The 26,828-nt window shown below is 70.8% G+C and carries 22 protein-coding genes; 7 read left to right on the top strand and 15 right to left on the bottom strand.

From position 1 onward, the window contains the following. Positions 1-56: 56 nt before the first annotated feature. Both pyk and Q7W29_11560 read right to left on the bottom strand, forming a co-directional pair. The gene (pyk, locus tag Q7W29_11555) at positions 57-1,472 is read right to left on the bottom strand and encodes a pyruvate kinase (protein MDO9172454.1); all 1,416 of its coding nucleotides are present in this window, start codon (positions 1,470-1,472) and stop codon (positions 57-59) included. A gap of 9 nt (positions 1,473-1,481) precedes the next feature. Further along, on the bottom strand, positions 1,482-2,444 hold the full coding sequence (locus Q7W29_11560; protein ID MDO9172455.1) for a hypothetical protein: 963 nt from the start codon (positions 2,442-2,444) through the stop codon (positions 1,482-1,484). Between the two features lie 104 nt (positions 2,445-2,548). Here Q7W29_11560 and Q7W29_11565 point away from each other — a divergent pair, with 104 nt between their 5' ends. The 3 genes from Q7W29_11565 (at position 2,549) to Q7W29_11575 (ending at position 5,993) form a co-directional block, all read left to right on the top strand. Next, positions 2,549-3,424 (top strand): DMT family transporter, encoded by an 876-nt coding sequence (locus Q7W29_11565; GenBank protein MDO9172456.1) that lies wholly within the window; start codon positions 2,549-2,551, stop codon positions 3,422-3,424. Positions 3,425-3,452: 28 nt separating this feature from the next. Beyond that, positions 3,453-4,829, top strand: coding sequence for a M20/M25/M40 family metallo-hydrolase (locus Q7W29_11570; GenBank protein ID MDO9172457.1), 1,377 nt, complete (start codon positions 3,453-3,455; stop codon positions 4,827-4,829). A gap of 84 nt (positions 4,830-4,913) precedes the next feature. After that, the gene (locus Q7W29_11575) at positions 4,914-5,993 is read left to right on the top strand and encodes a prolyl oligopeptidase family serine peptidase (protein MDO9172458.1); all 1,080 of its coding nucleotides are present in this window, start codon (positions 4,914-4,916) and stop codon (positions 5,991-5,993) included. A gap of 206 nt (positions 5,994-6,199) precedes the next feature. Here Q7W29_11575 and Q7W29_11580 read toward each other — a convergent pair whose 3' ends face one another. The 5 genes from Q7W29_11580 to Q7W29_11600 are packed head-to-tail and all read right to left on the bottom strand — an operon-like array spanning position 6,200 to position 11,258. After that, the gene (locus Q7W29_11580) at positions 6,200-6,697 is read right to left on the bottom strand and encodes a 3-isopropylmalate dehydratase (protein ID MDO9172459.1); all 498 of its coding nucleotides are present in this window, start codon (positions 6,695-6,697) and stop codon (positions 6,200-6,202) included. Position 6,698: 1 nt separating this feature from the next. Continuing rightward, the gene (locus Q7W29_11585) at positions 6,699-7,991 is read right to left on the bottom strand and encodes a 3-isopropylmalate dehydratase large subunit (protein MDO9172460.1); all 1,293 of its coding nucleotides are present in this window, start codon (positions 7,989-7,991) and stop codon (positions 6,699-6,701) included. Between the two features lie 26 nt (positions 7,992-8,017). Then, positions 8,018-9,223 carry a CoA transferase gene (locus Q7W29_11590; GenBank protein ID MDO9172461.1) on the bottom strand — a complete coding sequence of 402 codons (1,206 nt, stop codon included), beginning with the start codon at positions 9,221-9,223 and terminating at the stop codon, positions 8,018-8,020. A gap of 12 nt (positions 9,224-9,235) precedes the next feature. After that, positions 9,236-10,135: a hydroxymethylglutaryl-CoA lyase gene (locus Q7W29_11595; protein ID MDO9172462.1), complete on the bottom strand. Its 900-nt coding sequence runs from the start codon at positions 10,133-10,135 to the stop codon at positions 9,236-9,238. 4 nt (positions 10,136-10,139) lie between these two features. Next, positions 10,140-11,258, bottom strand: coding sequence for an isocitrate/isopropylmalate dehydrogenase family protein (locus Q7W29_11600; GenBank protein MDO9172463.1), 1,119 nt, complete (start codon positions 11,256-11,258; stop codon positions 10,140-10,142). Between the two features lie 192 nt (positions 11,259-11,450). On the opposite strand from Q7W29_11600, the gene gcvA reads away from it, so the two are divergent. Then, positions 11,451-12,359: a transcriptional regulator GcvA gene (gcvA, locus tag Q7W29_11605; GenBank protein ID MDO9172464.1), complete on the top strand. Its 909-nt coding sequence runs from the start codon at positions 11,451-11,453 to the stop codon at positions 12,357-12,359. 21 nt (positions 12,360-12,380) lie between these two features. Here gcvA and Q7W29_11610 read toward each other — a convergent pair whose 3' ends face one another. The 8 genes from Q7W29_11610 to Q7W29_11645 all read right to left on the bottom strand — a co-directional run bounded on the left by Q7W29_11610 (position 12,381) and on the right by Q7W29_11645 (position 21,445). Beyond that, positions 12,381-15,905, bottom strand: a complete 3,525-nt coding sequence (locus Q7W29_11610) for a FlgD immunoglobulin-like domain containing protein (protein MDO9172465.1) — start codon at positions 15,903-15,905, stop codon at positions 12,381-12,383. Between the two features lie 113 nt (positions 15,906-16,018). After that, entirely contained in the window at positions 16,019-16,639 is a 621-nt protein-coding gene (locus tag Q7W29_11615) for a carbonic anhydrase (GenBank protein MDO9172466.1), read from the bottom strand. Then, positions 16,614-18,101: an SDR family oxidoreductase gene (locus Q7W29_11620; protein MDO9172467.1), complete on the bottom strand. Its 1,488-nt coding sequence runs from the start codon at positions 18,099-18,101 to the stop codon at positions 16,614-16,616. Before Q7W29_11620 ends, Q7W29_11615 begins: the two co-directional genes overlap by 26 nt. Before the next feature lie 5 nt (positions 18,102-18,106). Then, positions 18,107-18,805 (bottom strand): pirin family protein, encoded by a 699-nt coding sequence (locus tag Q7W29_11625; GenBank protein MDO9172468.1) that lies wholly within the window; start codon positions 18,803-18,805, stop codon positions 18,107-18,109. After that, the gene (locus Q7W29_11630) at positions 18,802-19,338 is read right to left on the bottom strand and encodes a class IV adenylate cyclase (protein ID MDO9172469.1); all 537 of its coding nucleotides are present in this window, start codon (positions 19,336-19,338) and stop codon (positions 18,802-18,804) included. The genes Q7W29_11625 and Q7W29_11630 overlap by 4 nt, the downstream gene beginning before the upstream one ends. A gap of 23 nt (positions 19,339-19,361) precedes the next feature. Continuing rightward, positions 19,362-19,742 carry a hypothetical protein gene (locus Q7W29_11635; GenBank protein ID MDO9172470.1) on the bottom strand — a complete coding sequence of 127 codons (381 nt, stop codon included), beginning with the start codon at positions 19,740-19,742 and terminating at the stop codon, positions 19,362-19,364. A gap of 16 nt (positions 19,743-19,758) precedes the next feature. Beyond that, complete coding sequence (locus tag Q7W29_11640; GenBank protein MDO9172471.1) at positions 19,759-20,691, bottom strand: GGDEF domain-containing protein; 933 nt, start codon at positions 20,689-20,691, stop codon at positions 19,759-19,761. Between the two features lie 67 nt (positions 20,692-20,758). Further along, positions 20,759-21,445 (bottom strand): VIT family protein, encoded by a 687-nt coding sequence (locus Q7W29_11645; GenBank protein ID MDO9172472.1) that lies wholly within the window; start codon positions 21,443-21,445, stop codon positions 20,759-20,761. Positions 21,446-21,607: 162 nt separating this feature from the next. Between Q7W29_11645 and Q7W29_11650 the strand changes: the two genes are divergently transcribed. From Q7W29_11650 to Q7W29_11660, 3 genes are all read left to right on the top strand, one after another. Beyond that, positions 21,608-22,099: a transcriptional repressor gene (locus tag Q7W29_11650; protein ID MDO9172473.1), complete on the top strand. Its 492-nt coding sequence runs from the start codon at positions 21,608-21,610 to the stop codon at positions 22,097-22,099. Positions 22,100-22,152: 53 nt separating this feature from the next. Next, positions 22,153-22,656 carry a ferritin-like domain-containing protein gene (locus Q7W29_11655; GenBank protein MDO9172474.1) on the top strand — a complete coding sequence of 168 codons (504 nt, stop codon included), beginning with the start codon at positions 22,153-22,155 and terminating at the stop codon, positions 22,654-22,656. A gap of 179 nt (positions 22,657-22,835) precedes the next feature. After that, positions 22,836-26,828, top strand: a 3,993-nt coding sequence (locus tag Q7W29_11660) for a cyclic beta 1-2 glucan synthetase (GenBank protein MDO9172475.1), incomplete at its 3' end; no start/stop codon positions are given.

Below are 26,828 nucleotides of genomic sequence, written 5' to 3' on the forward strand. Positions count from 1 at the left end.
GCCCGACGAGCGCCCCCCTGCAGATCGCATGTGCACGACCGGGGCGAAGACCACCCCTAGGGAACGGTCACGATCTTGATGAGGTTGGTCCGCCCGGACTCATGGAGCGGCAGCCCCGCAGTGACGACCACGGAGTCGCCAGCAGCCACGTGCCCGGCATCGAGCGCCAGTCGCAGCGCGTCGCGCTCCATCTCCTCGAGGGTCTCCCCGTCCGGCGAGAAGAAGGGCAGGGCCCCCCAGACCAGGGCCAGCCGGCGGCAGATCGCCGCGTCGTCGGTCATCGCCAGCAGCGGTTGCGGTGGGCGCGACTTGGCGACCAGGCGCGTGGTGCTGCCGCTGGTGGTCATGGTGATGATGGCGGCGGCGCCGATCTCGGCGGCCATGCGGCAGGCGGCGCGGGCCACCGCCTCGTCGTCGTGCAGGCCGGCGCAAGGCGGGAAGCGGGCGTTCCAGCCGTCGTAGGGGAAGGACTCCTCCGCGCTCTCGGCGATGCGCGCCATGGTGCGCACCGCTTCCACCGGGTGCAGGCCGACGGCGGTCTCCTCCGAGAGCATCACCGCGTCGCTGCCGTCGAGGATGGCGTTGGCCACGTCCGAGACCTCGGCCCGCGTGGGGCGCGGGCTCTCGACCATCGAGCGCAGCATCTGCGTGGCCGTGATCACCGGCAAGCCGGCGGCGTTGGCCTTGTAGATCAGGGATTTCTGCACGCCGGGCACGTGCTCCAGGGGGATCTCGACGCCCAGGTCGCCGCGGGCCACCATCAACCCGTCGACCACCCGCAGGATCTCGTCGATGTTCGCGATGGCCTCGCGCTGTTCGATCTTGGCGATGATGGGGCGCCGGATCCCGAAGTCGTCCATGGCCGCGCGGCAGGCCAGGATGTCGGCCGCGTTGCGCACGAACGACAGCGCCACGAAGTCGACGTTCTCGGCCAGCCCGAAGCGGAGGTCCGCCAGGTCCTTGTCGTCGAGGATGGGGGCGCTGATCGTGCCGCTCGGCAGGTTGATCCCCTTGTTCGCGCTCAGCTCGCCGCCGGTCTCGACGCGGCAGACGACGTCCTGCCCGGCCACCTTCTCCACCTTCAGGCAGAGGGCGCCGTCGGCCAGCAGCAGCGTGTCGCCGGGGACGACGTCGCCGGCGAGCTCCTTGTAGCCGACCGACACCTCGCGCGCGTCGCCGGGCACGTCGCGCGCGGTCAGGGTGAACAGGTCGCCTCGGCGCAGCGTCACCGGCCCCGCCGCGAAGCCGCCGATGCGGATCTTCGGACCCGCGAGGTCCTGCAGGATGGCCACCTGGCGCCCCGTCTCGTCGGCGGCGGCGCGCACGTCGCGGATCGTGCGCCGCTTCGACTCCAGCGAGCCGTGGCTGAAGTTCAGGCGCACGACGTCCAGGCCGGCGCGGATCAGCTCGATCAGCACCGCCGGTTCGCGGGTGGCGGGTCCGAGCGTGGCGACGATCTTGGTGCGGCGCATCGGGGCTCCTTAGTCGGGTGAAGACGCGGTCTCGCCGGTCGGCGGCGAGCCGTCGGACGGCCACAGGCGCCACTCCGCGCCGTACTGGGCCAGGAACTCCGGCCCCAGGGCGCGTGCCGTGACGTAGACCGGCAGCAGGATCACGGTGCCCAGATACGGGATCGCCAGCACGAGCCAGCCGATGCAGCAGGTCGCCAGCCCCAGCGCGCCGATCGCGACGCCGACGACCACGGTCAGCAGCAGCCAGAACAGCGCGAACAGGACGGCCTGGTCGACGTGCTCGCGCACCAGGGGCAGGGTGCGGCGCCAGGCCGCCAGCACGCCGGTGCCGTCGCGGTACATCACGGGCACGACGAACTGGTCGGTCCAGAAGGAGACCAGCGCGGCCGCGAGACCCAGCACGACGCCCAGCATCGCCAGCACGACCGCGCCCGCGATGCCGAGACCGCGCAGGCTCTCGGTGGCGATCGCGCCGACCACCAGCAGCAGGCCGGGCAGGATCAGCGCCAGCGCACAGAAGCCGGCCGCGACCTGGAAAGCCAGGCGCCACAGGAAAAGCGAGTCGCCCTGGCGCGCGAACTGCCGCCACGGCTCGCCGACTCGGGCGCGCCGGTGCACGACGTTGTCCAGGAAGCAGAACTCGCCGCGAGAGCTGAGCCAGGTCAGCAGCACCGCCACCAGCAGCGCGAGCACGCCGAGCCCGGCCAGGATTCCCAGGCCGATCCCGCCGAGCTCGTGGCCGAAGAAGTCGAGGTTGCGCAGCTCGCCCGGGTCCCACGACCCCCAGTCGCGGTTCCTGACCTTGATGAGGTCGCGGTCCCAGGAGCTGCCCAGGCCGGCGTTGTCCCAGAGGCGGGCCAGCCAGGCCGTGAACCCCAGCACGAACCAGGTCTCGAGGCTCGCGCCCGACAGGAGCATGGCGCGGGAGCGCGCCCAGGCCCGCTGCAGCGGCGCCGCGTAGCCGATGTTCATGGACCAACCCCCTGCTTGCGGAAGGGACGGCAACGGTGCGATGATTCCACGTCCGGCCCCTCGGATCAATCACCATTCGCCGCGCCGCAACCCGGGAGACCGCCTTGGGAGAGTTCTACGCCCTGCTGTGCGCCGTGATCTGGGCGGTCGCCGTCATCCTGCTGAAGCGCTCGGGCGAGACCGTCTCCCCCTTCGCCTTGAACCTGTTCCGGGTCGGGATCAGCAGCGCGCTGCTGGTCGCCACGACGCTGGTGTCGGGCCAGGGGCTGGTGCGCGACGCTCCGCTGCGCGACGTGCTGGTCCTGATGGCCAGCGGCATCATCGCCATCGCGGTGGCCGACACCCTCTTCCACCGCTGCCTGAACATCGTCGGAGCCGGCATCACCGCCATCGTCGACTGCCTGTACTCGCCGCTGGTGGTGCTGTTCGCGTTCCTGCTGATCGGCGAGCACCTGAACGCGTGGCAGCTGGCGGGCATGGTGGTGGTCATCGCCGCGGTGCTGATCGCCTCCGGGCACCCCGCCCCGCCCGGCGTGCCGCGGCGGGCGCTGCTGAAGGGGGCGCTGATGGGCATGGCCGCCATGGCGGCCGTCGCCCTGGGCGTGGTCATCGCCAAACCGGTCCTGGAACGCCAGCCCGTGCTGTGGTCCACGACCGTGCGGCAGCTCGGCGCCCTGGCGGTGATGGTGCCGATGGCCCTGGCCTCGCCGCAGCGGCGGCGCTACCTGGGCGTGTTCCGGCCCGACGCCTCCTGGCGCTTCAGCCTGCCGGCCACGATCCTGGGCTCGTACCTGGCGCTGATGTTCTGGCTGGCCGGCATGAAGTACACCCAGGCCGGCGCCGCCGCGATCCTGAACCAGACCAGCACGATCTACGTGCTGATCCTGGCCTCGTTCTTCCTGCACGAGCCGTTCACGCGGCGCAAGCTGGCGGCCTCGGCGCTGGCGGTCGCGGGGATCCTGATGGTCACCCTGAGCTGACGGGCGGGCGCACCGCCCCGGAGGACCGATGACGCACCCGCACTTCGCACCGGCCCGCGCCGCCGCGTTCGTGATCGCGCTGGGAGGTTTCATGTCGAACGACGCCGAGCCCGCCCGCGCCGCCGCGGATCCCGGCCCACCCCCCGTGGAGCGCATCGTCGCCGCCGCGCTGGCCGACAGTTCCGCCTTCGCCCTGCTGGCCGACCTCTGCGACACCGCGGGCTCGCGCCTGAACGGGTCGGAGGGCCAGCGCCGCGCCGTCGCTTGGGCCCTGGACCGCCTGCGCGCGGGCGGCCTGGACGGCGTGCGCGCCGAGCCCGTCACGGTGCCGCACTGGGTGCGCGGCCGCGAGACCTGCACGCTGCTGGAGCCCTACGAGCAGCCGCTGACGATGCTGGGGCTGGGCGGCAGCGTGGGCACGCCGCCGGGCGGGATCGCGGCCGAGGTCCTGGCCGTGCGCGACTTCGACGAGCTCGAGGCGCGCGCCGCCGAGGCCGCCGGGCGCCTCGTGCTGTTCGACCCGCCGTGGGAGGGGTACGGCAAGACCGTGCAGTACCGCGGCCGCGGCGCCGTTGCCGCCGCCCGCCACGGCGCGGTCGGCTGCCTGATCCGCTCGGTCACCGACCGCAGCCTGGCCACGCCGCACACCGGCATCATGCGCTACGACAAGGGCGACACCATCCCGCGGATCCCCGCCGCGGCGCTGAGCGTGGAGGACACCGCGCTGCTGACGCGGCTGTCGCGCCGCGGCGAGACGGTGCGCGTGCGCCTGGAGATGGGCGCCACGCAGCTGCCCGATGCGCCGACCGCCAACGTCGTCGCCGACCTGCCCGGCCGCGAGCTGCCGGACGAGTACGTCGTGGCCGGGGCCCACCTCGATTCGTGGGATGTCGGCAGCGGCGCCCACGACGACGGCGCCGGCTGCGCCATCGTCATGGAGGCGGTCATGCTGCTGAAGCGGCTGGACCTCGCGCCGCGCCGCACGCTGCGCGTGGTGCTGTTCGCCGACGAGGAGATGACCCAGCAGGGCGGGCGCGGCTACGCCCGCGACCACGCCGACGAGCTGCCGCGTCACCGGGCGGCGCTGGAGTGCGACTCGGGCGGCTACGCGCCGGCCGGCTTCACGGTCCAGGCCGATTCGGCCACCGTCGCGCGGTTCGCCGCGCTGGCCGCGCCCCTGGCGCCGCTGGGCGCGGACGCGGTGACCCCCGGCGGCGGCGGCGTGGACATCTCGTTCCTGGCGGAGGCCGGCGTGCCGCTGATCGGGCACCGCGTCCACGGCGAGCACTACTTCGACGTCCACCACAGCCCGGCCGACACCGTGGAGAAGGTCGACCCCGCGGACCTGCAGCGCAACGTGGCGGCGGTCGCCGCGCTGCTGTGGGCGATCGCGGAGGCGCCCTAGCGGCGAGAGCCGGCGGCCGCGCCGGTTGACCGCCCGCCCGCCGTGGTCCATGCTCGCCGGGCACCCCCGCCGGAAGGAGTCGCCATGCTTCGCGCGCTGCTGGCCTGCCTCGTCCTCGCCGCGGTCCCGTCGGCCGCCTTCGCCCAGGAAGCTCCCGCCCCCGCCGCCGATCTCGATCGGGTGCTCGGCGAGCTCGAGAACCTCGGGCACCGCCTCGACGCCCTGCAGAAGCAGGTCGACGACGGGCTCTGGTTCGACCGCGTGGGCGACGTCGCGCACATCGACAAGGTGCGCCTGTACGGCCCGCCCAGGTGGAAGGAGACGAACCCCACGGGCATCGGCGCCGGCAACCCCCTGAAGTTCTGGGCCTACGTCTTCATCCCCCGCGACCTCGATCCCGGTCGCCGGGCGCCGCTGCTGGTGCTGTCCCACGGCGGGGTCCACGCCGACTTCACGACCTACCACGCGCACATCGTGCGCGAACTGCTCGCCCAGGGCTACGTGGTGGTGGCGCCGGAGTACCGCGGCAGCACGGGCTACGGCCGCGGCATGTACGAGAGCATCGACTACGGCGGGCTGGAGGTCGAGGACGCCCACGCCTGCCGCGCCTACGTCCTGGAGAACTACGATTTCGTGGATCCGGACCGCGTGGGCTCGATCGGCTGGAGCCACGGCGGCCTGATCAGCCTGATGAGCGTCTTCGAGCACCCCGACGACTACGCCTGCGCCTACGCCGGCGTGCCGGTCAGCGACCTCGTCGCGCGGCTGGGCTACCTGGACCAGGAGTACCGGGACGAGTTCTCGGCCGACTTCCACCTCGGCCAGTCGGTCGGCGAGAACATCCCCGAGTACAAGCGCCGCTCGCCCGTGTGGAACGTCCAGAAGCTGAAGACGCCCCTGCTGGTGCTGTCCAACACCAGCGACGAGGACGTGAACGTGCTGGAGGTCGAGCACCTGATCCAGGCGCTGAAGGCCGAGGGCAAGCAGTTCGAACACGAGATCTACGAGGCCGCGCCCGGCGGCCACAGCTTCGACCGCCTCGACACCAGGGGCGCGCAGGAGATCCGGCTGCGGGTCTACCGCTTCCTGGCGAAGCACCTGAAACCGCCGCGCACCTTCGCGGACGTGAAGGAACTCCACGCCGCAGGGTACGTGCAGCCGTGACCCTCCACCCGCGACTCCGCGAAACGGCGCGCCGCCTGTGGGGCCCGGCCCTGGGCGGTGCGCTCGGCTACCTCTGGCACTACTGGCAGCACTGCAGCGGCGCGACCTGACGGATCAGCGCCAACCCGGTCGTCGCGGTCCTCTGGGGCGCGGCGATCGGGTGGCTGCTGACCTCCGGGCGGGGTCGCCGCGACTGACGACTTGAATCACCTTGCCGGCAGTTCGAGCAGTTTCTTGCGGGTGTAGGGGATCAGCCCCCCCGCATCGACGATCGCCTGCCGCGCCGGCGGCAGCGGCTCGGTGGCGAATTCCTTGCCGCTGGTCCGGTTCAGCACCCTGCCGGAGGCGAGCTCGAGTTCGTCCCCCGCCTCCGCCTCGATGGTCGGGCAGATGACCAGATTCAGGCCGAGGTTGATGGCGTTCTGCAGGAAGATGCGCGCGATGCTCCGCGCGACGATGACGAGTTCGTGGCCCCGGATGGTGCTCACCGCTTGTTCGCGACTCGAGCCGCAGCCGAAGTTCTCGTCGGCGACGATGATGCTGCCGGCCGGGATCGCCTTGGCCTTGAGCTGCGCGTTGAACTCCGTGCGATCGTTGAAACAGAACTGCGGCGTTTCGGTCGGGAGGACCGTGGCCATGAACCGTCCGGGATAGATGTCGTCGGTGCTGATGTCCTTCCCGAGCTTCAGTACGACCTTGCCCATGTCAGCGACCTCCTACGCGCGGATCGGTGATGACGCCGGTGATGGCGCTGGCCGCGGCGACGGCCGAGCTGCACAGGTAGACCTCGGATTTCGGGTTGCCCATGCGGCCCTTGAAGTTGCGGTTGGTGGTGGCGAGCGCCACCTCCTCGTCGCCGAGCGCCCCCTGGTGGATGCCCAGGCACGGTCCGCAGCCCGAGTTCATCACCACGGCGCCGGCCCTCATGAACTCCTGCAGGTAGCCGGCCTCCAGCGCCTGGGAGTAGATCCGCCCGGAGGCGGGGAAGACCAGCATGCGCGTGCCCGGAGCGACCTGCTTGCCCTTGAGGATCCCGGCGGCGATCTCGAGATCGTCCAGGCGGCCGTTCGTGCAGCTGCCGATCACGATCTGCTGGACGGCCTTGCCGGCGACCTCGCCGATCGGCTTCACGTTGTCGACCGTGTGCGGGCAGGCGATCTGCGGTTCGAGCCGGGACACGTCGACCTCGACGACCCTTTCGTAGACGGCGTCGTCGTCCGGCCGGACCCGCGCGAGGGGCCCGGTGACGCCGGCCTCCTGGCGCAGGTAACGCTCGGTCTCTGCGTCGGCGGGCACGATGCCGCTGGTGGCGCCGGCCTCGACGCTCATGTTGCAGATGGTGAGGCGCCCGCTCGTCGACATCGCCGCGATCGTGTCGCCGTGGAACTCGAGCACGCGGAAATTGGCGCCTTGGGCCGTGAGGCGGCCGATCAGGTGCAGGATCAGGTCCTTCGGGCCGACGTGCTCCTGGAACCGGCCGCTGACGACGACCTTGATGGTCGGCGGCACCTCGATGTTGAGCGCGACGCCGAGCGTCCAGACCGAGGCCATCTCGGTGGCGCCGATGCCGAAGGCGAAGCAACCCAGAGCCCCGTGGCTGGTCGTGTGGCTGTCGGTGCCGACGACCACGAAACCGGGCCGCACGTAGCCGCGCTCCGGCAGGATCTGGTGGCAGATGCCGCCGAGGTCGCCGCGGATGTCGTGGAACTTGGCGATGCCGTGGCGCGCCACGAAGCCGCGGATGAGTTTCTGGTTGGTGGCGGTCTTGGGCCCCTCGGCCGGCACCCGGTGGTCGAAGATGATGGCGATGCGGTCGGGATCCCAGGGCTTGGGCTCGCGATCCGTGCCCTGATGGATCTCGTTGAACTGGTTGATGACCAGGGCCGCGTTCTCGTGCGACATGGCGAGATCGACGCGCGGCTCCACGATATCCAGGGCCTTGACGGCTTTCGCGCCCGCCGCCCCGGCCAGGATCTTCTCGACGACTGTCATTCCCATCGTGACTCCTCGTGATGTCCGGGGTTTCAGATGACTGCCTTCTGCTTGAGTTCGACGAGCTGATCCGCGGTGAAGCCCAGGCGGCCCAGGACCTCGGCGTTGTGCTGCCCGAGCGTCGGCGGCGGCGTGGCGACCGGGCCCGACTCGCCGTCGAACAGGGCGGTGAGGCCGAAGACCTCGATGTCGCCCAGGCCCGGCACGTTCACCTTCTGCAGGACCCCGCGGTGCGCGATCTGGGGCTGGCGCAGGGCCTGCCCCAGGCTCAGGATGTCGCCGCTCGGCACGTCGCGCGCGTTCAGGGCCTCGACCCAGTGCTGCGTCGTCCCCTCGACGAGGCGCGCCTCGAGGAGCGGCGTCAGGGCCCGGCGGTTCTTCTTGCGGGTGTCGCGCTCCTGGAAGCGCGGATCGGCTTTCAGCTCCGGGAGTTCGAGGACGTCGCAGACCGCCTCCCACTGTTCCTGCTTGTTGGCGGCGATGTTGATGTGGCCGTCGAGCGTCCGGAAGGTGCCGCTGGGCGCGGCCGTGAAGTTGTCGTTGCCCATGACCTGCGGCTCCTGGCCGCCGATCAGGAGGTTCGCGGCCACCCAGCCCATGAGCGGCATGATCGAGTCGAGGAGCGCGACGTCGATGAACCGGCCCTCGCCGGTCCGCTGGCGGTGGAAGAGGGCGGCCATCACCGCGAACGCCGCGTTCAGACCGCCCACGGTGTCGCAGACGGGGAAGCCGGCGCGCAGCGGCGTCAACCCCTCGTCGCCGTTGATCGCCATCTCGCCGGAGAGACCCTGGATGATCTGATCGTAGGCGGGCTTGTCGGCGTCCGGGCCGGTCTGGCCGAAGCCGGAGATCGCGCAGTAGACGAGCGTCGGGTTGATCCCGCGCAGGACGTCGTAGCCGAGCCCGAGACGGTCCATGACGCCGGGACGGAAGTTCTCGATCACCACGTCGGCGTCCTCGGCGAGCCGCTTGAAGATCGCCTTGCCGTCCGGCGACTTGGTGTTGAGGGTCACCGACTTCTTGTTGCAGTTCTGCGCCAGGAAGCTCGTCCCCATCAGCTGCCGGTTGTACTCGGGGACGATCCCGAGCTTGCGGGCCAGGTCGCCGTCCTTGGGGTTCTCGATCTTGATGACCTCGGCGCCCAGGAGCGCCAGGTGGAGCGAGGCGAACGGGCCTGACAGCACGTTCGTGAGGTCGAGCACCTTGATGCCGTCGAGCACGCGTTTCTGGTCGGTCATCGGAACACCTGCCTAGTAGGGTAACGGGCCGGTCTTGTGGACCCGACCCGGCATCTCACGCCCGAAATGCGCCGCGACCTCGCGGGCCACGGCGACGATCCCTTCGAGACCGATCTCCGTACGCAGGCCGCCGCGCCGGAGGGCGTGGACCAGATCCTCGGTGGCCACGTTGCCGGCCGCGACCTTGGTGAACGGGCAGCCGCCCAGACCGGCGAACGAGGTCTCGAAGCTGGTGACCCCCGACTCCGACGCGGCGTAGATGTTGGCCATGCCGAGGCCGTAGGTGTCGTGGAAGTGGCACGTGCAGCGGATCTCCGGCGCGAGGTTCAGGATCCTGCCGAACAACCGTCGCACCTGCCCCGGGTGCGCGTGGCCGGCGGTGTCGGCGAGGCTGATGTTCGTGAGGCCGGCCTCGAGGTAGGCGCGCACGATGTCGAGGACCCGCTCCTCCGGGATCGGGCCCTCGAAGCCGCAACCGAAGGCGCTCTGCACCGAAACCTGGACCTTCTTGCCGGCCGCGACCGCCTCGGCGGCCGCGGCGACGATGCGGCGCTGCGCCTCTCCGGAGCCCATGCCGGTGTTCTTCAGGCTGTGGGTCTCGGAGGCCGAGACGCCGAGGCAGAACAGGTCGACGCCGCACGCGAGACCGCGTTCGAGACCCTTCTCGTTGAGCACGAGGCCCGAGAGGAGCGTCCCGCCCCGCGACCGGGCGTCGAGCGCGCGGAAGAGCTCGTCCGTGTCGGCCATCTGCGGCACCTTCTCCGGGTGCACGAACGAGCCCACCTGGACGATGTCCAGGCCCGCGGCGATGAGCGACCGGATCCACGCGAGCTTCTGGTCGGTCGGGACCACCTGCTTCTCGGCCTGCAGGCCGTCCCGGGGGCCGACCTCGTGGATGATGATCTCGGCCATCGCGCTACACCTTCCTGGCGATCGCCTCGCCCATCTCCAGGGTCGTGGCGCCGCCGCCCATGTCGTAGGTGCGCACGTCGCCTTCGGCGATGATCCGGGCGACCGCCTGCCCGAGCCGGGCGCCCTTGTCGGTCTCGCCCAGCCAGTCCAGCATCATCTTGCCGGCGAGGATGGTGGCGATGGGGTTCACCTTGTTCTGGCCGGCGTACTTGGGCGCGCTGCCGTGGCTCGGCTCGAACACGGCGAGCTTCTCGCCGATGTTGCCGGAGCAGCCGAAGCCGAGGCCGCCCACCATCTGCGCGGCGAGGTCGCTGACGATGTCGCCGAACATGTTGGTGGCGACGAGCACGCCGTAGTTCTTGGGGTTCTTGAGCAGCCACATGCAGATGGCGTCGATGTTCGCGTCGTCCATCTGGATCCCCGGGTAGTCCTTGGCGACGCGCTTCCCGATCTCCAGGAACATGCCTTCGGTCGCGCGCACCACGTTCGCCTTGTGGATCACGGTGACCTTGGGGTAGCCGAACTTCTTGGCGTATTCGAAGGCGGCGCGGATGATCCGTTCGCAGCCCTTCTTCGAGTTGATCTTGCAGGTGATGGCGTAGTCGCTGCCCGGCAACGAGGCGAAATGGGAGAATGGCTTGCTGAGCCGGCTCAGGACCTCGACGAGCTCGTCGGGGACCGGGCTGAACTCGACGCCGGCATAGAGATCTTCCGTGTTCTCCCGGAAGACCACCAGGTCGATGCCTTCCGCGTAGTTGAGCGGGTTGCCCGGGTAGGCCTTGCAGGGCCGCAGGCAGGTGTAGAGGTCGAACGACTGCCGCATGCGGACGATGGGACTGCGGTAGACCAGGCCCTTGCCCTGCAGTTCGGGAATGAGCTCGCGCTCCGCGTCCTTCACGGGCTTGGAGGTGATGGCGCCGAACAGGGCCGCGTCGCAGTCGCCCAGCAGATCGACGGTGCGCCGGGGGAAGGCGTCGCCCTCCTTGCACCAGAACTCCCACCCGATGTCGCCGTGCACGTAGGTGGCGTCGAACTCGAGAGCGTCGAGGCAGATCCTGGTCGCCTCCATGACCTCGCTGCCGACGCCGTCACCGGGCAACCAGGCGATCTTGTACTTGCTCATGGAACCTCCTTGGGACCCGGGATTGACTGACTGGCTCCACCATTCCATGCGGTATCGGAATGATCAGAGGGACTCCCGCAAACGAATCCACATGTCGAAGATGTGTCTTTCTCGTTGCTGTAATGGGAATTATGTTCTATCGTCACCCCAAGCCGCAAACGATGATTTATCAGGAGCTTGTTCGAAATAGTCATGACCTCGAAACGAATCCTGCCCTCGCTCACCGCGCTCCAATACTTCGAGGCCTCCGTGCGCCACATGAGCTTCACCCGGGCGGCGCGCGAGCTGAACGTCACGCAGAGCGCGGTGAGCCGCCAGATCCGGCAACTCGAGGAGTATGTGGGGAGGCCGTTGTTCCGCCGCCTCAAGCAGCGGCTGGTCCTGACCGAACCAGGCGAAGCGTACGCCGCTGCCGTGCGCGATCTGCTCGACCGCGCCGAGGCGGCGACCCTCCAGCTGATGGCCTACGGCAGCGGCGGGGGCGTGCTGACCGTCGCCTTGCTGCCGACCTTCGGGTCGCGGTGGCTCGTCCCCCGGCTCGGCGACTTCACCACGCGGCATCCCGACATCCAGCTCAACCTGGTGACGCAGGTGAGGCCGTTCGACTTCGCCGGCAGCGAGATCGACGTGGCCATCCACTTCGGCAGCGAGATCTGGCCGGGGGCGATCTGTCGCCAGTTGATGGGCGAGGTCGTCGTGCCGGTGGCGGCGCCGTCGTTGCTCGGGGGCGCCAAGCTGGCTCGCCCCCAGGACGTGGGCCGCTACACGCTCCTGCAGCACATGACCCGGCCGCAGGCCTGGCAGGAGTGGCTTCGCGCCTGCGGCGCGGAGGATATCGACGGCCGCATGGGGCCGCGATTCGAACAGATCCACATGGTCATCCAAGCCGCCATCGCCGGACTCGGGCTCGCGGTCCTGCCGCGGTTCCTGATCCAGGACGAGATCGCGAGCGGCCGGCTCGTCGTCGCGATCGACCGGCCGGTGAGGAGCGAGCACGCCTACTACCTCGTCCACCCCGAGCGCAAGGCGGACCTCCACCGCGTCGCGGTGTTCCGCGACTGGCTGCTGGAACTGTGCGCGACGCAGGGAGACGACCCATGAGTCGTGTCCGGAGCCGCCCCCTCACCTGACGAGCATCATGCTGCGCTGCTGCGAGCTGCCTCCCGCCTGCAAGCGGTAGACGTAGGCCCCGCTGGCCGCGTGCCCGCCCCGGTCGTCGCGGCCGTCCCAGACCGCGACGTGATCGCCGGCGTCCTGCGCCCCCTCGACCAGGCTCCGCACCTGCCGCCCGCGCAGGTCGAAGATGCGCAGGCTCACGGTCCCGGCCTGCGGCAGCGAGTAGCGGATGGCGGTGGACGGGTTGAAGGGGTTCGGCGCGTTCTGCGACAGCGTCGCGAAGCGCGCGGGCGTCCCGTCGCCGGCGCCGGTCGGGCTGCCGACCTGGATCGACAGGTTGTCGACGACCCAGCCCCAGCCGTTGACGGCGCCGTCGGCGTAGAGGCGCAGGCGCAGCAGGACCGTGTCGCGCACGGCGAAGGCGTCGTGCAGGTCGAAGACGTGCGGCCTCAGCAGCGACGAGCTGCCCGGCGTGCCGGCGTACCAGGCCGCCTCCCAGGCGGCGTCGCGGCGGCAGTCGTAGCCGGGGGCGATCGGCACCCAGTTGACGCCGTCCTTGCTGCCCTCCAGGATCACGTAATCCCAGAAATCGCTGTTGCCGAAGACGCTGCCGGGCTCGCCCGGCTCGACCAGGACGACCTCGTCGAAGGAGACGTAGGCGTCCGACTGGGCGACGACGATCGGCACGGCGAGCATGGCGATGTAGGCGGCGTTGTCGGCGTAGTCGTGCGGGAAGTGCAGGGCGCCGCCGCTGAAGCCGGCGTCGCCGCCGATCGTGAAGCCGCTGCCGGCGAAGTCGCCGGACGCCGAGAAGTCGTTCGCGTAGGAGGAGACCGGCGTCGCGAACACGAACACCTCGAGGCTGCGGGTGACCGAGTCGTGGCCGACGCCGCCGCTGAAGGCGCGCGCGAACACGCTGCGCTGGCCCGCGCTCAGCACGGGCAGCTGCACCAGGGCGTCCTGCCGGAAGCCGCTGGCCGGCAGGGTAGCGCGCCGGACGCCGTCGACGAAGACCTGGGTGGAGTCGTACGGGGAGCGCAGGTTCAGGTCGACGCTCAGCAGGCCGTCGGGCCCCTGGTAGAGCGCGTCGATGAGCGGCTTGTAGGTCTTGCCGGCGACGAGCGAGGGGAACGCCACGCTCCAGATGCCGCGGCCATGGCTGCCGATCACGACCTCGTCCTCGACCTCGGTCATCGACCAGATCGCCACGCTGGGCAGGCCGTTCTCGGCGAGGTCCCAGCTGGCGCCGCCGTCCAGCGACTCGACCAGGCCGATCTCGGTGCCGGCCCAGAGGTGGTCGGGGTCGTCGGAGAACACCTGCAGGTCGTACACCGCGACGTCGGGGAAGCCGTTGGTGCTCGGGCTGCCGCCCGCGAAGCCCGTGAGGTCGGTCCAGGTCTGGCCCAGGTCGGTCGTCTTGAGGATCTTGGGCCGCCCGGCGAAGCTGAACAGGACGTAGGCCGCGGCGGGATTCGCCGGGTCCGTGGCCAGGCCCGAGATGCCGCCCATGGTCGCGGACGTGTAGTTCGGCACCGCGGCGAAGGTGAGGCCGCCGTCGGTCGAGACGTGGATCATGCCGCCGGCGTCCATGCGCGCGCCCGCCCAGACGATGTCCGGGTCGGCGCGCGAGACCTTCACGTTGTGGAAGCTGCCGATCGCCCCCCAGGTGGCCGCGGCCACCGGGGACAGCGACCAGCTGCCGCCGAAGTCGGTCGAGCGCCAGACGCCGTTGCGGCCCACCGCGAACAGCAGGTCGGGCGACAGGTTGGACTTGGCGACCTTGGTGATGAAGGGCGCGTTGGCGCTGCCGGTGTCGCTCAGCCCGCCGGTGGCGCCGTTCCAGCTCTGGCCGCCGTCGAGCGAGCGCTGCAGGCCGTTGTACTGGTAGCCGCCGATCATCTTCAGCGGATCGTCGAAGTGCCACGACGTCTCGTAGCCGTCGCCGCCGATGGCGAAGGTCCAGGGGGCGAGCCGGTCCGGGTCGGGCGCCGAGAACCAGGTGCCGTTGTCCTGCATGCCGCCGAAGTAGGCGCTGGCGCCGGGGCACTTGTCGACGCCGTAGAACTGGGTGGTGGTCATGCCGGCGATGGGGGCGCTCCAGCCGGAGGCCTGGCTGCCCGCGAGGCCGACGCCGCCGTCGTTGGTGTTGAGCAGGCGCCACGAGCCGCCGCCGTCGGGGATCACGAGCAGGCCGTGGTGGTCGACGTGCACCGGGCCCACGCTGAGCTGGGAGGTGGTGCGGCTGGTGCCCGACAGCGTGATCTGCCACAGCCGCACGCCGCCGACGTACAGGAGGTTCGGGTCGGTCGGGTGGCAGACGATGGTGTTGTCGTACCAGCCCTGCGCGCCGAGCCAGTTCGGCTCCGTCCCGCTCTCGAAGGTCTCGGACCAGCTCGCGCCGGCGTTGGTCGAGATCCACAGCTCGGAGTGGCTCGCGCCCTCGGCCGCGGCGTAGAGGCGGCTCGCGTTGGCCGGCGAGACGACCAGCTCGAAGCGCCCGGTCAGGTCGGCGATGCCGGTGTTGACGTAGGTCCAGGAGAGGCCGGCGTTGGTCGACTTGAGGATGCCGCCCTCGTCGACCGTCGCGTAGAGCACGTTGAAGTTGCCGGGCGTGGCCACGAGCTGCTGGATCTTCTTCACGCGGCCGAAGGTGCCGAGGTCGGTGATCGCGTGCACCTCGGTCCAGTTCGCCCCGCCGTCGGTCGACCGGAAGATGCTCGAGCGCTGCAGCACCGAGTCCTTGTAGCGCCCGACCGTGGTCGCGGCCAGCACGACGTTCGCGTTCGCGGGGTCGACCACGATCCTCGCCACGTTGTTGAAGGACGGGTTGTCGACCGTCGACGCCAGGTGCGACCAGGTGAGGCCGCGGTCCGTCGACTTCAGGATGCCGTTGCCGTTGATGGTGTCGACGTTGAAGAAGCTCTCGCCGGTGCCGGCGTACAGGACGTCGTGGTTGCTGGCGGCCATGGCCAGCGACTGGACCGACAGCACCGGGAAACCGGGGGTCAGGTCGGTCCAGACGGCGCCGCCGTCGGCGGTCTTCCAGACGCCGCCGCCGGCCGTCCCGATGTACCAGGTGTCGCCGCTCGGGTCGTCGGGGTCGGCCACGATCGCGCGCGCGCGGCCGGCGACGTTGCCGGGGCCGCGGCTCTCCCAGGCCAGCACCGTCGCGGGCGTCCGCTTGGCGGTGCGCGCCCGGCCCAGCTCGCGCACGAGGTAGCCCGCCTCGTACTCGGATTCCTTGCGGTCGGCGGGGATGCGCATCTCGTTCAGCAACCGCGCGAACTCCTCGGGAGCCTCGAAAGCGGGCTGGCCCGCGAGCTTGCGCTCGATGCGGTCGATCTTGTGCTCGGCCTTGAAGCGGTCGGCCGATCCCGGCGCGGCGTGGTCGCGCCGCAGCTCGAGCCGGGCGATCTCGCGCGCGAACGGATCCTGAGGGTCCCGCACATCCGTGCCGGCGCGGTAGGTCAGGACACAGATCGCGAGCAGGCCGGCCAAGGCCAGCAGGGAAGGAATCCGCGAGAAGCGCATGTCGGAACCTCGTTTAGATGGGCGAAGCGGCCGGGGGACGGCTGACGGGTGCATCTAGGATATCAAATAATCGTCTCCAGGGCCACCTCTCCGACGAGGCGCGCGCGGGACGGTCAGGGCGCCCCGTCGAAGAAGTCCACGACCCCGGTTTCCAGCGAATAATCCGCGCCGACGACCAGCAGCCCGTCCTCGCGGATGAGCTTCTCGAGGATGGCCGACCCGTGCCGCAGGTGGTCCGCGGAGACGCGGATGTTCGCCCGCACCGCCCGCTGCACCAGTTCCGCGGGTCGGAGCCCCGGCTCCGCCGCCAGCAGGGGTTCCACCGAGGGCCGGATGCGGTCGACGATCGCACGCAGGTTCCGCGAGTGGGCGTCGGGCGGGCGACCCAGGGTCTCGAGCGTGGCCAGGATCGCGCCGCATTCGGAATGGCCCAGCACCACGACCAGGCGCGTGCCGTACTGCTCCGCCGCGAACTCGACGCTGCCGACCTGCGACGGGGCGACGATGTTGCCCGCGACCCGGATGACGAACAGGTCGCCGAGTCCCTGGTCGAAGACGAGTTCCGCCGGCACCCGCGAATCGGAGCAGCCGAGGATGATGGCGTGCGGTTCCTGGCCGGCCGTCAGTTCGAGGCGGCGGGCCTGCCGCACCCGCGGGTCGCAGTTGCGGACCTCGCTCACGAAGCGGCGGTTGCCTTCGCGCAGGCGCTCAAGCGCCTGGTGCGCCGATATCATCGTGGACCTCCGTTTCTTGGACCGCCGCCCTCGCGATGCCCTTCAGCATGCCGCCGAACACCAGCTGGTGCACCGGGAAGAGCGCGTACCAGTAGACCCGGCCGAAGAGCCCCACCGGGTCGAAGATCGCGGTCTGCCGGATCGTCGAGCCCCGGCCGTCGCCCTCGACCTCGAACTCCAGCCACGCCCGCCCGGGCAGCTTCATCTCGGCGGCGAGCCGCAGGCGGCGGCCCGGCTCCAGCGCCTCGACGCGCCACCAGTCGACGGCGTCGCCCACGCGCAGCGTCGTCGGCGAGGTCCTCCCCCGCCTGACGCCCACGCCGCCGACGAGCAGGTCGAGGAACCCCCGCAGCCGCCACAACGGATTCCACGCGTACCACCCCGTGGCGCCGCCGATCCTCTCGACGGGCGCGAAGGCGGCCGCGGGCGGGACCGGCACGTTCCTCGTGCGCGAATCGACCAACCGGGAGCCGAACTGCACGCCGCCCCACGCCGGCGGCGCGCCCGACGAGGAAAGGGCGTCGGACCAGCGCGTCGCCGCGTAGTGGCGTTCCTCGCTGGCGAAAGCCCGGCGCACCGCCTCTTCGACGCCCACCGGTCTGACGGCGAAGACCGTGAGCGCGGCGTTGTCCCGGACCACCGTGGGGTGGACGATGCTCTCGATGAGCTTGCGGCCGATCCGCGCGTACAGCGGCGTGACCAGCCCCAGCCACAGGCTGGACAGGTACGGGGTCAGGACCGGCACCGGGATCATGCGCAGCCGCAGCCCGCGATGCCGCGCGTACACGCGCATGATGTCCGCGTAGGACACCTGGTCGGCGCCGCCGATCTCGTACACGCGGCACGCGGCGACGGGCAGCGCCAGCCCGGCCGCCAGGTACTCCAGCAGGTCGTCGATCGCGATGGGCTGGGCCGGCACCTTGACCCAGCGGGGCGTGATCATCACCGGCAGCCGCTCCACCAGCGAGCGGATCATCTCGAACGACAGGCTCCCGGAGCCGATGACGATCGACGCGCGGAACTCCAGCACCGGCACGCCCGACTCCCGCAGGATCCGCCCGACCTCCTGGCGGCTGCGCAGGTGGGGCGACAGCTCCTCCTCCTCGCAGCCGAGACCGCCCAGGTAGATGATGCGCTCAACCCCCGCCGCCCGCGCCGCCGCGCCGAAGTTCCGCGCCGCCAGCCGGTCCGCCTCGACGAAGGACCCGCTCGCGCCCATCGAGTGGACCAGGTAGAAGGCCGCGCGGATTCCGCGCAGGGCGGCATCGAGGCTCGGCCGGTCCAGGACGTCCCCGGCGACGACCTCCGTCGACGGGCCGACCCTCGGCCAAAGCGCCTCCGGCCGCCTGGCCAGGCAGCGCACGCTCCGACCGCGCTCCTCCAGCAGCTTCAACAGGCGGCCGCCGACGTAGCCGCTGGCGCCGGTCAGCAGGACGACGCCGGACGGCGCCGCGGCGTTCATCCCGTTCACGAGGGCACGTCGATCAGCACGAAGTCCGCGCGCTCGCGCGCCTCGACGACCAGGGTCCCCGCGGCGTCGAGGCGGGCCTGGTCGTTCGCGTCCAGCTCACGGCCGTCGACCAGGAGGCGCCCCGACTCCACGTACACGAAGGTCCGCCTGCCGGCGGCGGCCTCGTGCGTGACGACGCGGCCCGCGTCCAGGTCGCAGCGGTGGATGACGGCGTCGGCGTGCAGGGTGACGGCGCCGGCGTCGCCCCGCCCGGAGGCCACGGGATGCAGCCGGTTGCGCCGGTCGTCGGGGTCGAAGGTCCGCTGGTCGTAGGAGGGCGTCAGGCCCTTGCGCTCCGGGAAGATCCAGATCTGATAGATGTGGACGGGTTCCGTGCCCAGGTTGTGCTCGGAGTGGGTCAGCCCCGCACCGGCGGACATGCGCTGCACGTCGCCCGCCCTGATCACAGCCCGGTTCCCCAGGCTGTCCTGGTGGGTCATCTCGCCCCGCAGGACCAGCGTCACGATCTCCATGTCCCGGTGGGGATGCATCGGGAATCCCGTCCCGGGCGCGACGATGTCGTCGTTGAACACGCGCAGGGACCCGAACCGCTCGTTCTGCGGATCGTGGTAGTCGGAGAACGAGAAGAGCCAGTAGGACTGCAGCCAACCGATATCCGAGAAATGGCGCCGTTCCGCCTTGACGATCTCGGTCATGTCACCTTCCCCTCGCGGGCTGTGCGGGCGGCGAGGAGGTCGACGTACGCCCCCTCGACCAGCTGGGCCGCCCGGACGCCCAGCCTCTCCATCAACGCGTGCGCCTCGTCGATCCCCGCCGCGGCGTCCTCATCGTCCCGCAGGACGACTTCCAGCTCCAGGAAATCGCCCAGCTCCTCGACGCGATCCAGGTGCACGCGCGTGCGGCCGACGAGGTACACGGTGCGGTGCTTCACGACCCGGCCGGCCTCCCCGTTCGACTGCGCCAGCAGTTCCCGCAGGGCGCCGGGCGCGGCGGTCGGCGCGATCAGGTAGTACGACTCCTTGGGGCCCTGCCGGTCGGCGCGGCGGTAGAAGATGAGCTCGCCCCGGTCCTCGCCGAAGGCGCGCAGCTTCAGCCGGCCTTCCTCGCACCGGAAGAACGTGTCGTCCTGGTCGATCTCCTCGGGACCGCCGGTCGCCAGGGCGACGACCAGGGGCCGCAGTTCCGTGATGCCCGCCAGACGGGCCTTGATCTCGATGTTCCGCGCCACCGCCCACCTCCGGCTCGTCCCCGCTACACGTCTTCCGGGATCAGGAACCAGCGCAAGGCGGTCTCGAAGTCCGTGAACGCGTCCACGGAGAAGCCGCGGTTGTGCGAGCACGTCTCGAGGAAGGCCGCGGCATCGAACGAGGCCCCCTCGTGCACGAGCAGCGCCACCTTGCGGCGGAAGGTATCGCCGTGCGCGAACAACTCCGAGGCGAGATTGTACAGGTCGAGCGTCGTCATGCGCCACTGCGTGTCCCGGAAATCGATCAGCAGGTCGTAATCCACGGGGTGGCGGTCGGTCTTGGCGATGTCCACGAGGAGCTGCCGGCTCGTGGCCATGTCGATGACCCCCTCGGGGGTGATCTCCAGGAAATCCCCGGTCGTGACGATTTTGATCTTGGTTGCCATGGAATGACCCCTCCGTTCATGGAATCTTGCGATCCTGCCCGCCGGCCTCCGGCCCCGACTCCGCATCCGCGGCCACCAAGACGCGGTTCTTCCCGCTGCGCTTGACCTGGTAGAGCGCCGCATCCGCCCTCTCCACGAGTTCCCGTGACGTCCCGGTCTTCTTCCCGCACGAGGCCACGCCGACGCTGACGGTCACGGTCCGGCCGTCGGGCAGGCGTTCCGCCAGCTCCCGGTTCAGCCGGACGGCGATCGCACGGGCCTCCGTCGCGTCGGTCATCGGCAGGATGACCGCGAACTCCTCGCCGCCGTAGCGGCAGCAGACGTCCGCCTCCCTGGAGACGCGCATGAGGGTCCTGCCCATCGCGGCCAGGATCCTGTCGCCCTGCCGGTGCCCGAACGTGTCGTTGACCACCTTGAAGTCGTCGATGTCGATCAGGACCAGGGAGACCGGCGCGCCGTAGCGCACGTAACGCCGCACCTCGAAGTCGATCTGCTGGTAGAAATAGGTGTGGTTGAAGAGGCCCGTCAGGCCGTCGCGCAGCGAGAGCTCGACGATCCCGTCGAGGTGCTCCTCGTCCACGAGCGTGGCGGAATCCATGAAGGTCGTGATGTTCGACAGGTAGTCCAGGGCGGCGACGACGATCCTGACGTTCCGGCCCAGGATCCCCGACAGCTTGTATTTGTGCTGCAGGATCTCCCGCCAGTGGCCTTCGGCTTCGTCCGGCGCGAAGTACTGGTGCGTGATCGCGTAGAGGAGGTCGGAATAGAAGCTCGGGCCGCGGCTCTGTTGCAGGTCGTCGAGCAGGGTCCCCTCGTCGGCCGAGAGCGGCCGGTCCCCGGCCAGGGCGGACACCAGGTCCAGAGAGAGCGCGCCGAGGCCCAGGATCCACCAGCGGCGATCGGCGTCGGCCTCGTCGACGGGCGGCGGCAGGTCGTGCGGATCCGTCATGACGGGGCCTTCCTTTTCCGTGCCTTGGGCGCCGCCGCCGGTCACCGGCCCGCGACGGCGGCCGCGGTCAGACGACCGCGCCGAACAGCTTCCCGACCGCCGCCGTGCACGCCATGGCCACCACGCCCCAGAAGGCGACCCGCACGGCCCCACGGGCGATCGCGGCGCCGCCGAGACGCGCCGCCACTCCTCCCAGGACGAGCAGCAGGATCAGGGTCGAGGCCACGACCCACGTCGTGAGCCACCCGAAGGGGACGCATGCGGCGAGGAGCGCCGGCGGCGCCGCCCCCGCGGCGAAGGAAGCCGCCGAGGCCATCGCGGCCTGGAGCGGGCGGGCCCGCGTCGCCTCGTGGATGCCGAGCTCGTCCCGGGCATGGGCGCCCAGGGCGTCGTGGGCCATCAGCTGATCCGCCACCGTGAGCGCCAGATCCGGGTCGAGCCCGCGGCCGGTGTAGATGCCCGCCAGTTCTTGCCGTTCGGCTTCCGGCGTGTCGTCGAGTTCGCGACGCTCCCGGGCGAGGTCGGCCTGCTCGGTGTCCGCCTGGGAACTCACCGAAACGTACTCGCCGGCCGCCATCGAGAGGGTGCCGGCCACCAGACCCGCCACGGCCGCCACCAGCACGGCCGCGCGCTCGGGCTCGGCCGCGGCCACGCCCACGACCAGGCTGCTCGTGGAGATCAGGCCGTCGTTGGCGCCCAGGACGGAGGCGCGCAGCCACCCGATCCGGTCGCTACGGTGCTTTTCGCCGTGCATGGCTGTCTCCGGTCGGGGCCTGACGCTGAGGGGACGCGCTCACCAATATACTCACAACCGGCTCGGGGCGACCCTGCTGCAATCCGCAACGGGTGTTGACGCTCGCCCTGGTTGTCGATATATTCCTATCTGCGGTTCATTTGCAACTAGGAATGATCATTGATGATCGACAGCAATGACATCACGGACCGGCTCGCGAAGTACCGGGCGGCCGCCAAGGCGGCGGGCGTCAAGCTGACCCACCAGCGCCTGGAGATCTTCCGCGAGGTCGCCTCGAGCCTGGAGCACCCGGACGCCGAGTCCGTCTTCCGCGCCGTGAAGACCCGGCTGCCGACGGTGTCGCTGGACACCGTGTACCGGACGCTGTGGCTGCTCCACGATCTCGGCCTGGTCGCCACGCTCGGGCCGCGACGCGGGAGCGTGCGCTTCGACGCCAACCTCGAGCGGCACCACCACTACGTCTGCGTGCGCTGCGGGCTGGCGCGGGACTTCACGAGCACCGAGCTCGACGTCCTGCGCCTCCCCGACGCCGTGCAGGCGTTCGGCAGCATCGACGCCACGCACGTCGAGGTGCGCGGCGTCTGCGGGGGCTGCGCCGCGGAATCCGCCGCGGCGCCCGACCTCCAGAAGACCGGGATCCCGGACGGGGAGTGACCCTCGCCGTCGGGCAACACGAAGGGCGGGCGACCGCCGAAAGGGAGGCGAACATGGGAACGCGCGGACGCGAGATCATCGGCATGGACGTCGATCATCTCCTGGACCTGCTCAACCGGGCCTACGCGAGCGAGTGGCTGGCCTACTACCAGTACTGGCTCGGCGCGAAGCTCATCAAGGGTCCAATGAAGGACGCCGTGGCGGCGGAGCTGAACCTGCACGCCGCCGAGGAGCTGAACCACGCCGTGATGCTGTCGGGCCGCATCATCCAGCTCGGCGGCACGCCGGTGCTGACGCCCGAGGGCTGGGCGAAGCTGAGCCCCTGCAAGTACGACGCGCCCGAGGACCCGTACGTGGCCGTCCTGCTCGACCAGAACATCGCGGGCGAGCAGTGCGCGATCACCACGTACAAGGCCCTGATGGACGCCACCAAGGACAAGGACATGGTGACGTACAACCTGGCGCTCGCGATCCTCGAGCAGGAGATCGAGCACGAGGAGGACCTGCAGAGCCTGCGGGAGGACCTCGACCTGATGGTGGTGCGGGGCAGCAAGTAGCCGCCGGGCCGTTCGTGGCGCATGCCGGCCGTGTCGGTTAGCTTGTGGATCATGAAAACCATTGATCCGGGCCGGGAGATCCACCGCCTCCGCCCGGAGGCCGGGCTCCCGCTGCGCGGCCCGGGGATCTCGTCCGAGGTCCCGGCCGCGCGTCTTTCTGCCCCCGCAAGCGCGACGCCATGATCCCCGCGCGACGTTTCCCGCGCTCCCCCGGCAGGACTCCCGGCGACGAGCAGCCCCTGCGGTCGGAGCTGTTCAGCGCCGATCAGATGAAACACCACGGCAAGTCCCTCGCCGAAAGCCACGGCCCCTGCCGCGAGCGGGCGCCCGACCGGCTCCTGTCCCGGCTGGCGGAGAACGAGCGCGTCCTGGCCGAAACGCGCGACCTGGTGACCGAGGCCGTCACGACCGACCGCCGCATCACGCCGGCCGGCGAGTGGCTGCTCGACAACTTCTATCTCATCGAGGAGCAGGTCCGCACGGCCCGGCGCCATCTGCCGAAGGGCTACAGCCGGGAGCTGCCCGCGCTGCGCCGCGGTCCGTCCGCCGGCTACCCCCGCGTCTACGACATCGCGCTGGAGACGATCGCGCACGGCGACGGCCGCGTCGACCCGGAGAACCTGAGCAGCTTCGTCGCCGCCTACCAGTCGGCCAGCGTCCTGAAGCTGGGCGAGCTGTGGGCCATCCCGATCATGCTGCGCCTGGCGCTCATCGAGAACCTGCGGCGCGTCGCCGCCCGGATCGCGGCCGACAGGATCGACCGCAACCGCGCCGACCACTGGGCGGACAAGATGACCGGGATCGCCGAGAACGACCCCAACAGCCTGATCCTCATGGTCGCCGACATGGCGCGCTCCGACCCGCCCATGGTCAGCTCCTTCATCGCCGAGTTCGCGCGCCGCCTCCAGGGCCGCCACCCTTCGCTGGCGCTGCCCCTGACCTGGATCGAGCAACGGCTCGCGCAGTCCGGGCTGACGATCGAGCAACTGGTACAGCAGGAGAACCAGCAGCAGGCGGCCGACCAGGTCTCGATCGGCAACAGCATCGGCAGCCTGCGTTTCTTGGGCGCCACGGACTGGCGCGAGTTCGTCGAGACGATGAGCGTCGTCGAGGCCACGCTGCGCCGGGACCCGGGCGGCGTCTACGGCAGGATGGACTTCGTCACCCGCGACCGTTACCGCCACGCGGTGGAGAGGATCGCTGGCGGGAGCGCGCTGACCGAAGCGCAGGTGGCGCAGCTGTCGCTCGACTTCGCGCAGGCCGGCGCGACGGACGCCGGCGGCCGCGACCGGACGTCGCACGTCGGCTACTACCTGATCGACCGCGGGCTGCCGCAGCTCGAGCGGGCGGCGCGGATGAAACGTTCCGCCGGCGACGTCGTGCGGCGAGCCGCCGGCCGCCACCCGCTCCTGGCGTACCTGGGGCCGATCCTGCTGATCGGGGCGCTGCTGACCGGCGGGCTGGCCGCGGCCGGGCTGGCCGCCGACCCGGGCGGCCCGGTGCTCGTCCTGACGGTGGCCCTCTCGCTGCTGTGCGCGAGCCAGCTGGCGGTCGCCCTGGTGAACTGGCTCGCCGCGCTGATCGCCAGGCCGCACCTGCTGCCGCGCCTCGACTACTCCACCGGGATACCGCCGGAATCGCGCGCGCTGGCCGTGGTCCCGACGATGATCACGAGCCTCCGCAACATCGAGGAACTGGCCGAGGCGCTGGAGGTCCGGTTCCTGGCGAACCGGGACGGCAACCTGAACTTCGGCCTGCTGACCGACTTCGCCGACGCGGACGAGGAATCGCAGCCGCAAGACGCGCCGCTCCTGCGGTTCGCGCGCGAGCGGATCGAGGGGCTCAACGACAAGTACCGGCAGGGAAGCGACAGCCCCTTCTTCCTGTTCCACCGGCCCCGGACCTGGAATCCGCGGGAGCGGCTGTGGATGGGCCACGAGCGCAAGCGGGGCAAGCTCGCCGACCTGAACGCCCTGTTGCGGGGCGCGCCCCCCGACCGCTTCGCGCTCGTCGTCGGCAGGACGGAGATCCTGCCGAACGTCAGGTACGTGATCACCCTCGACACCGACACGCAGCTGCCGCGCGACACGGCGCGGCAATTCGTCGCCACCATGGCGCACCCGCTCAACCGGCCGCGCTACGACGGGGACCGGGCGCGCGTCGTCGAGGGGTACGGCATCCTGCAGCCCCGCGTGGCCGCGAGCCTGCCGGGATCGAACCGCTCCCGGTACGCCAGGCTGTGCGGCGGCGAACCGGGCCTCGACCCGTACACGCGCGCCGTCTCGGACGTCTACCAGGACCTGTTCCACGAGGGGTCGTTCATCGGCAAGGGGATCTACGACGTCGACGCCTTCGAGCGCGCGCTGGGCGGGCGCTTCCCGGAGAACCGGATCCTGAGCCACGACCTCCTGGAGGGCTGCTACGCCCGCTCGGGGTTGCTGAGCGACGTGCAGTTGTACGAGGACTACCCCGGCGACTACCTCGCCGACACGCGCCGCCGCCACCGCTGGATCCGCGGCGACTGGCAGCTCCTGGCGTGGTTGTGGCCGCTCGTGCCCGACGCGGAGCCGCGCCGCCGCAGGAACACCCTCTCGGCGCTGTCGCGCTGGAAGCTCGGCGACAACCTCCGCCGCAGCCTCGCCCCCCCGGCGCTGACCCTGCTTCTGCTGCTGGGCTGGACGGTCCTGGCGCCCGCGTGGTTCTGGACCCTGGCGGTGATCGGGATCGTCATGATCCCGCCGCTGGCGGCTTCCCTGCTGGACCTGTCCCGCAAATCCGGCGACGTGAGCCTGGCCCAGCATCTCGCCGCCACCGCGCGCACGACCGGCCGTCATTTCTCCCGGGCGACGTTCAGCCTCGCCTGCCTGCCCCACGAGGCGCATTCCTGCCTCGACGCGATCCTGCGCACGATCCGGCGACTGATTGCCCGCCGACGGCTTCTCGAGTGGAACCCCTCCTGCAGCGACGCGAGCGATCGTCCGGCGGGTCTCGCCGCTTTCCTGCGCGAGATGTGGGCCGCCCCCGCGATCGCCGTCGCGACGCTGGCCGGCCTGGCCTACCTGAGACCGGACGTCCTGGCGATCGCCGGTCCCGTCCTCGGGCTCTGGCTGATCTCGCCGGCGGTCGCGTGGTGGCTGAGCCGCCCCCTCACCCGCCGGCAGGCGGTGCTGACGGACGGCCAGCAAATCTTCCTGCGGAAGCTCGCCCGCCGGACCTGGGCGTTCTTCGAGACGTTCGTCGGGCCCGACGACCACTGGCTGCCCCCGGACAACTTCCAGGAACTCACCACGGCGAAGGTCGCGCACCGCACGTCGCCGACCAACATGGGTCTCTCGCTGCTGTCGAACCTGGCCGCCTACGACTTCGGCTACATCCCCGCCGGGCAGCTGATCGAACGCACGTCGCGCGCGTTCGACGCCATGGACGTCCTGGATCGCCACCGGGGCCATTTCTACAACTGGTACGACACGCAGACCCTGGAGCCGCTGCCGCCCCTCTACGTCTCGACGGTGGACAGCGGCAATCTCGCCGGCCACCTGCTGACGCTGCGCCCGGGCCTGCTCGAGCTGCCCGACCAGCGCATCGCGGGCGCCCGGTCCTTCGAGGGACTGGACGACACCCTGCGCATCCTGGCGGACGCCGCGGACGGTCGCGCGGCGCCGCAGCTGGCCGCGCTCCGCGCGGAGTTGGCCACCTCCCGGGCCGGAGACCCCGCCACGCTGCAGGCGGTCCGGTCCCGGCTGGTGACGCTGGCCGCGTCGGCCGCCGCCGTCGCGTCCGCCTTTGCCGACGAACCCGCAGGTGACGCGGCCTGGTGGGCGGACGCCCTGGTCCGCCAGTGCACGGCGGCGGTCGACGAACTCGCGCGCTTGGCGCCCTGGACCTCGCAGCCGGCCGTCGCCGCCCCGGGTCCGGACGCGATCCCGACGCTGCGCGAACTGGCGGCGCGGGCCGGCCCGGACGGCGACCCCGCCCGGGAGCGGATGGCGGCGGTCGCGGACCTCGCGCATCGCGCCGACGAGATCGCCCAGGCGGACTACGGCTTCCTCTACGACGAAGCCCGCCACGTGCTGGCGGTCGGCTACAACGTCGCCCAGCGCCGCCTCGACGACAGCTACTACGACCTGCTCGCCTCCGAAGCGCGTTTGGCCAGCTTCGTGGGCATCGCGCGG

This window comes from bacterium, assembly GCA_030654305.1.
Lineage (GTDB): Bacteria > Krumholzibacteriota > Krumholzibacteriia > LZORAL124-64-63 > LZORAL124-64-63 > PNOJ01.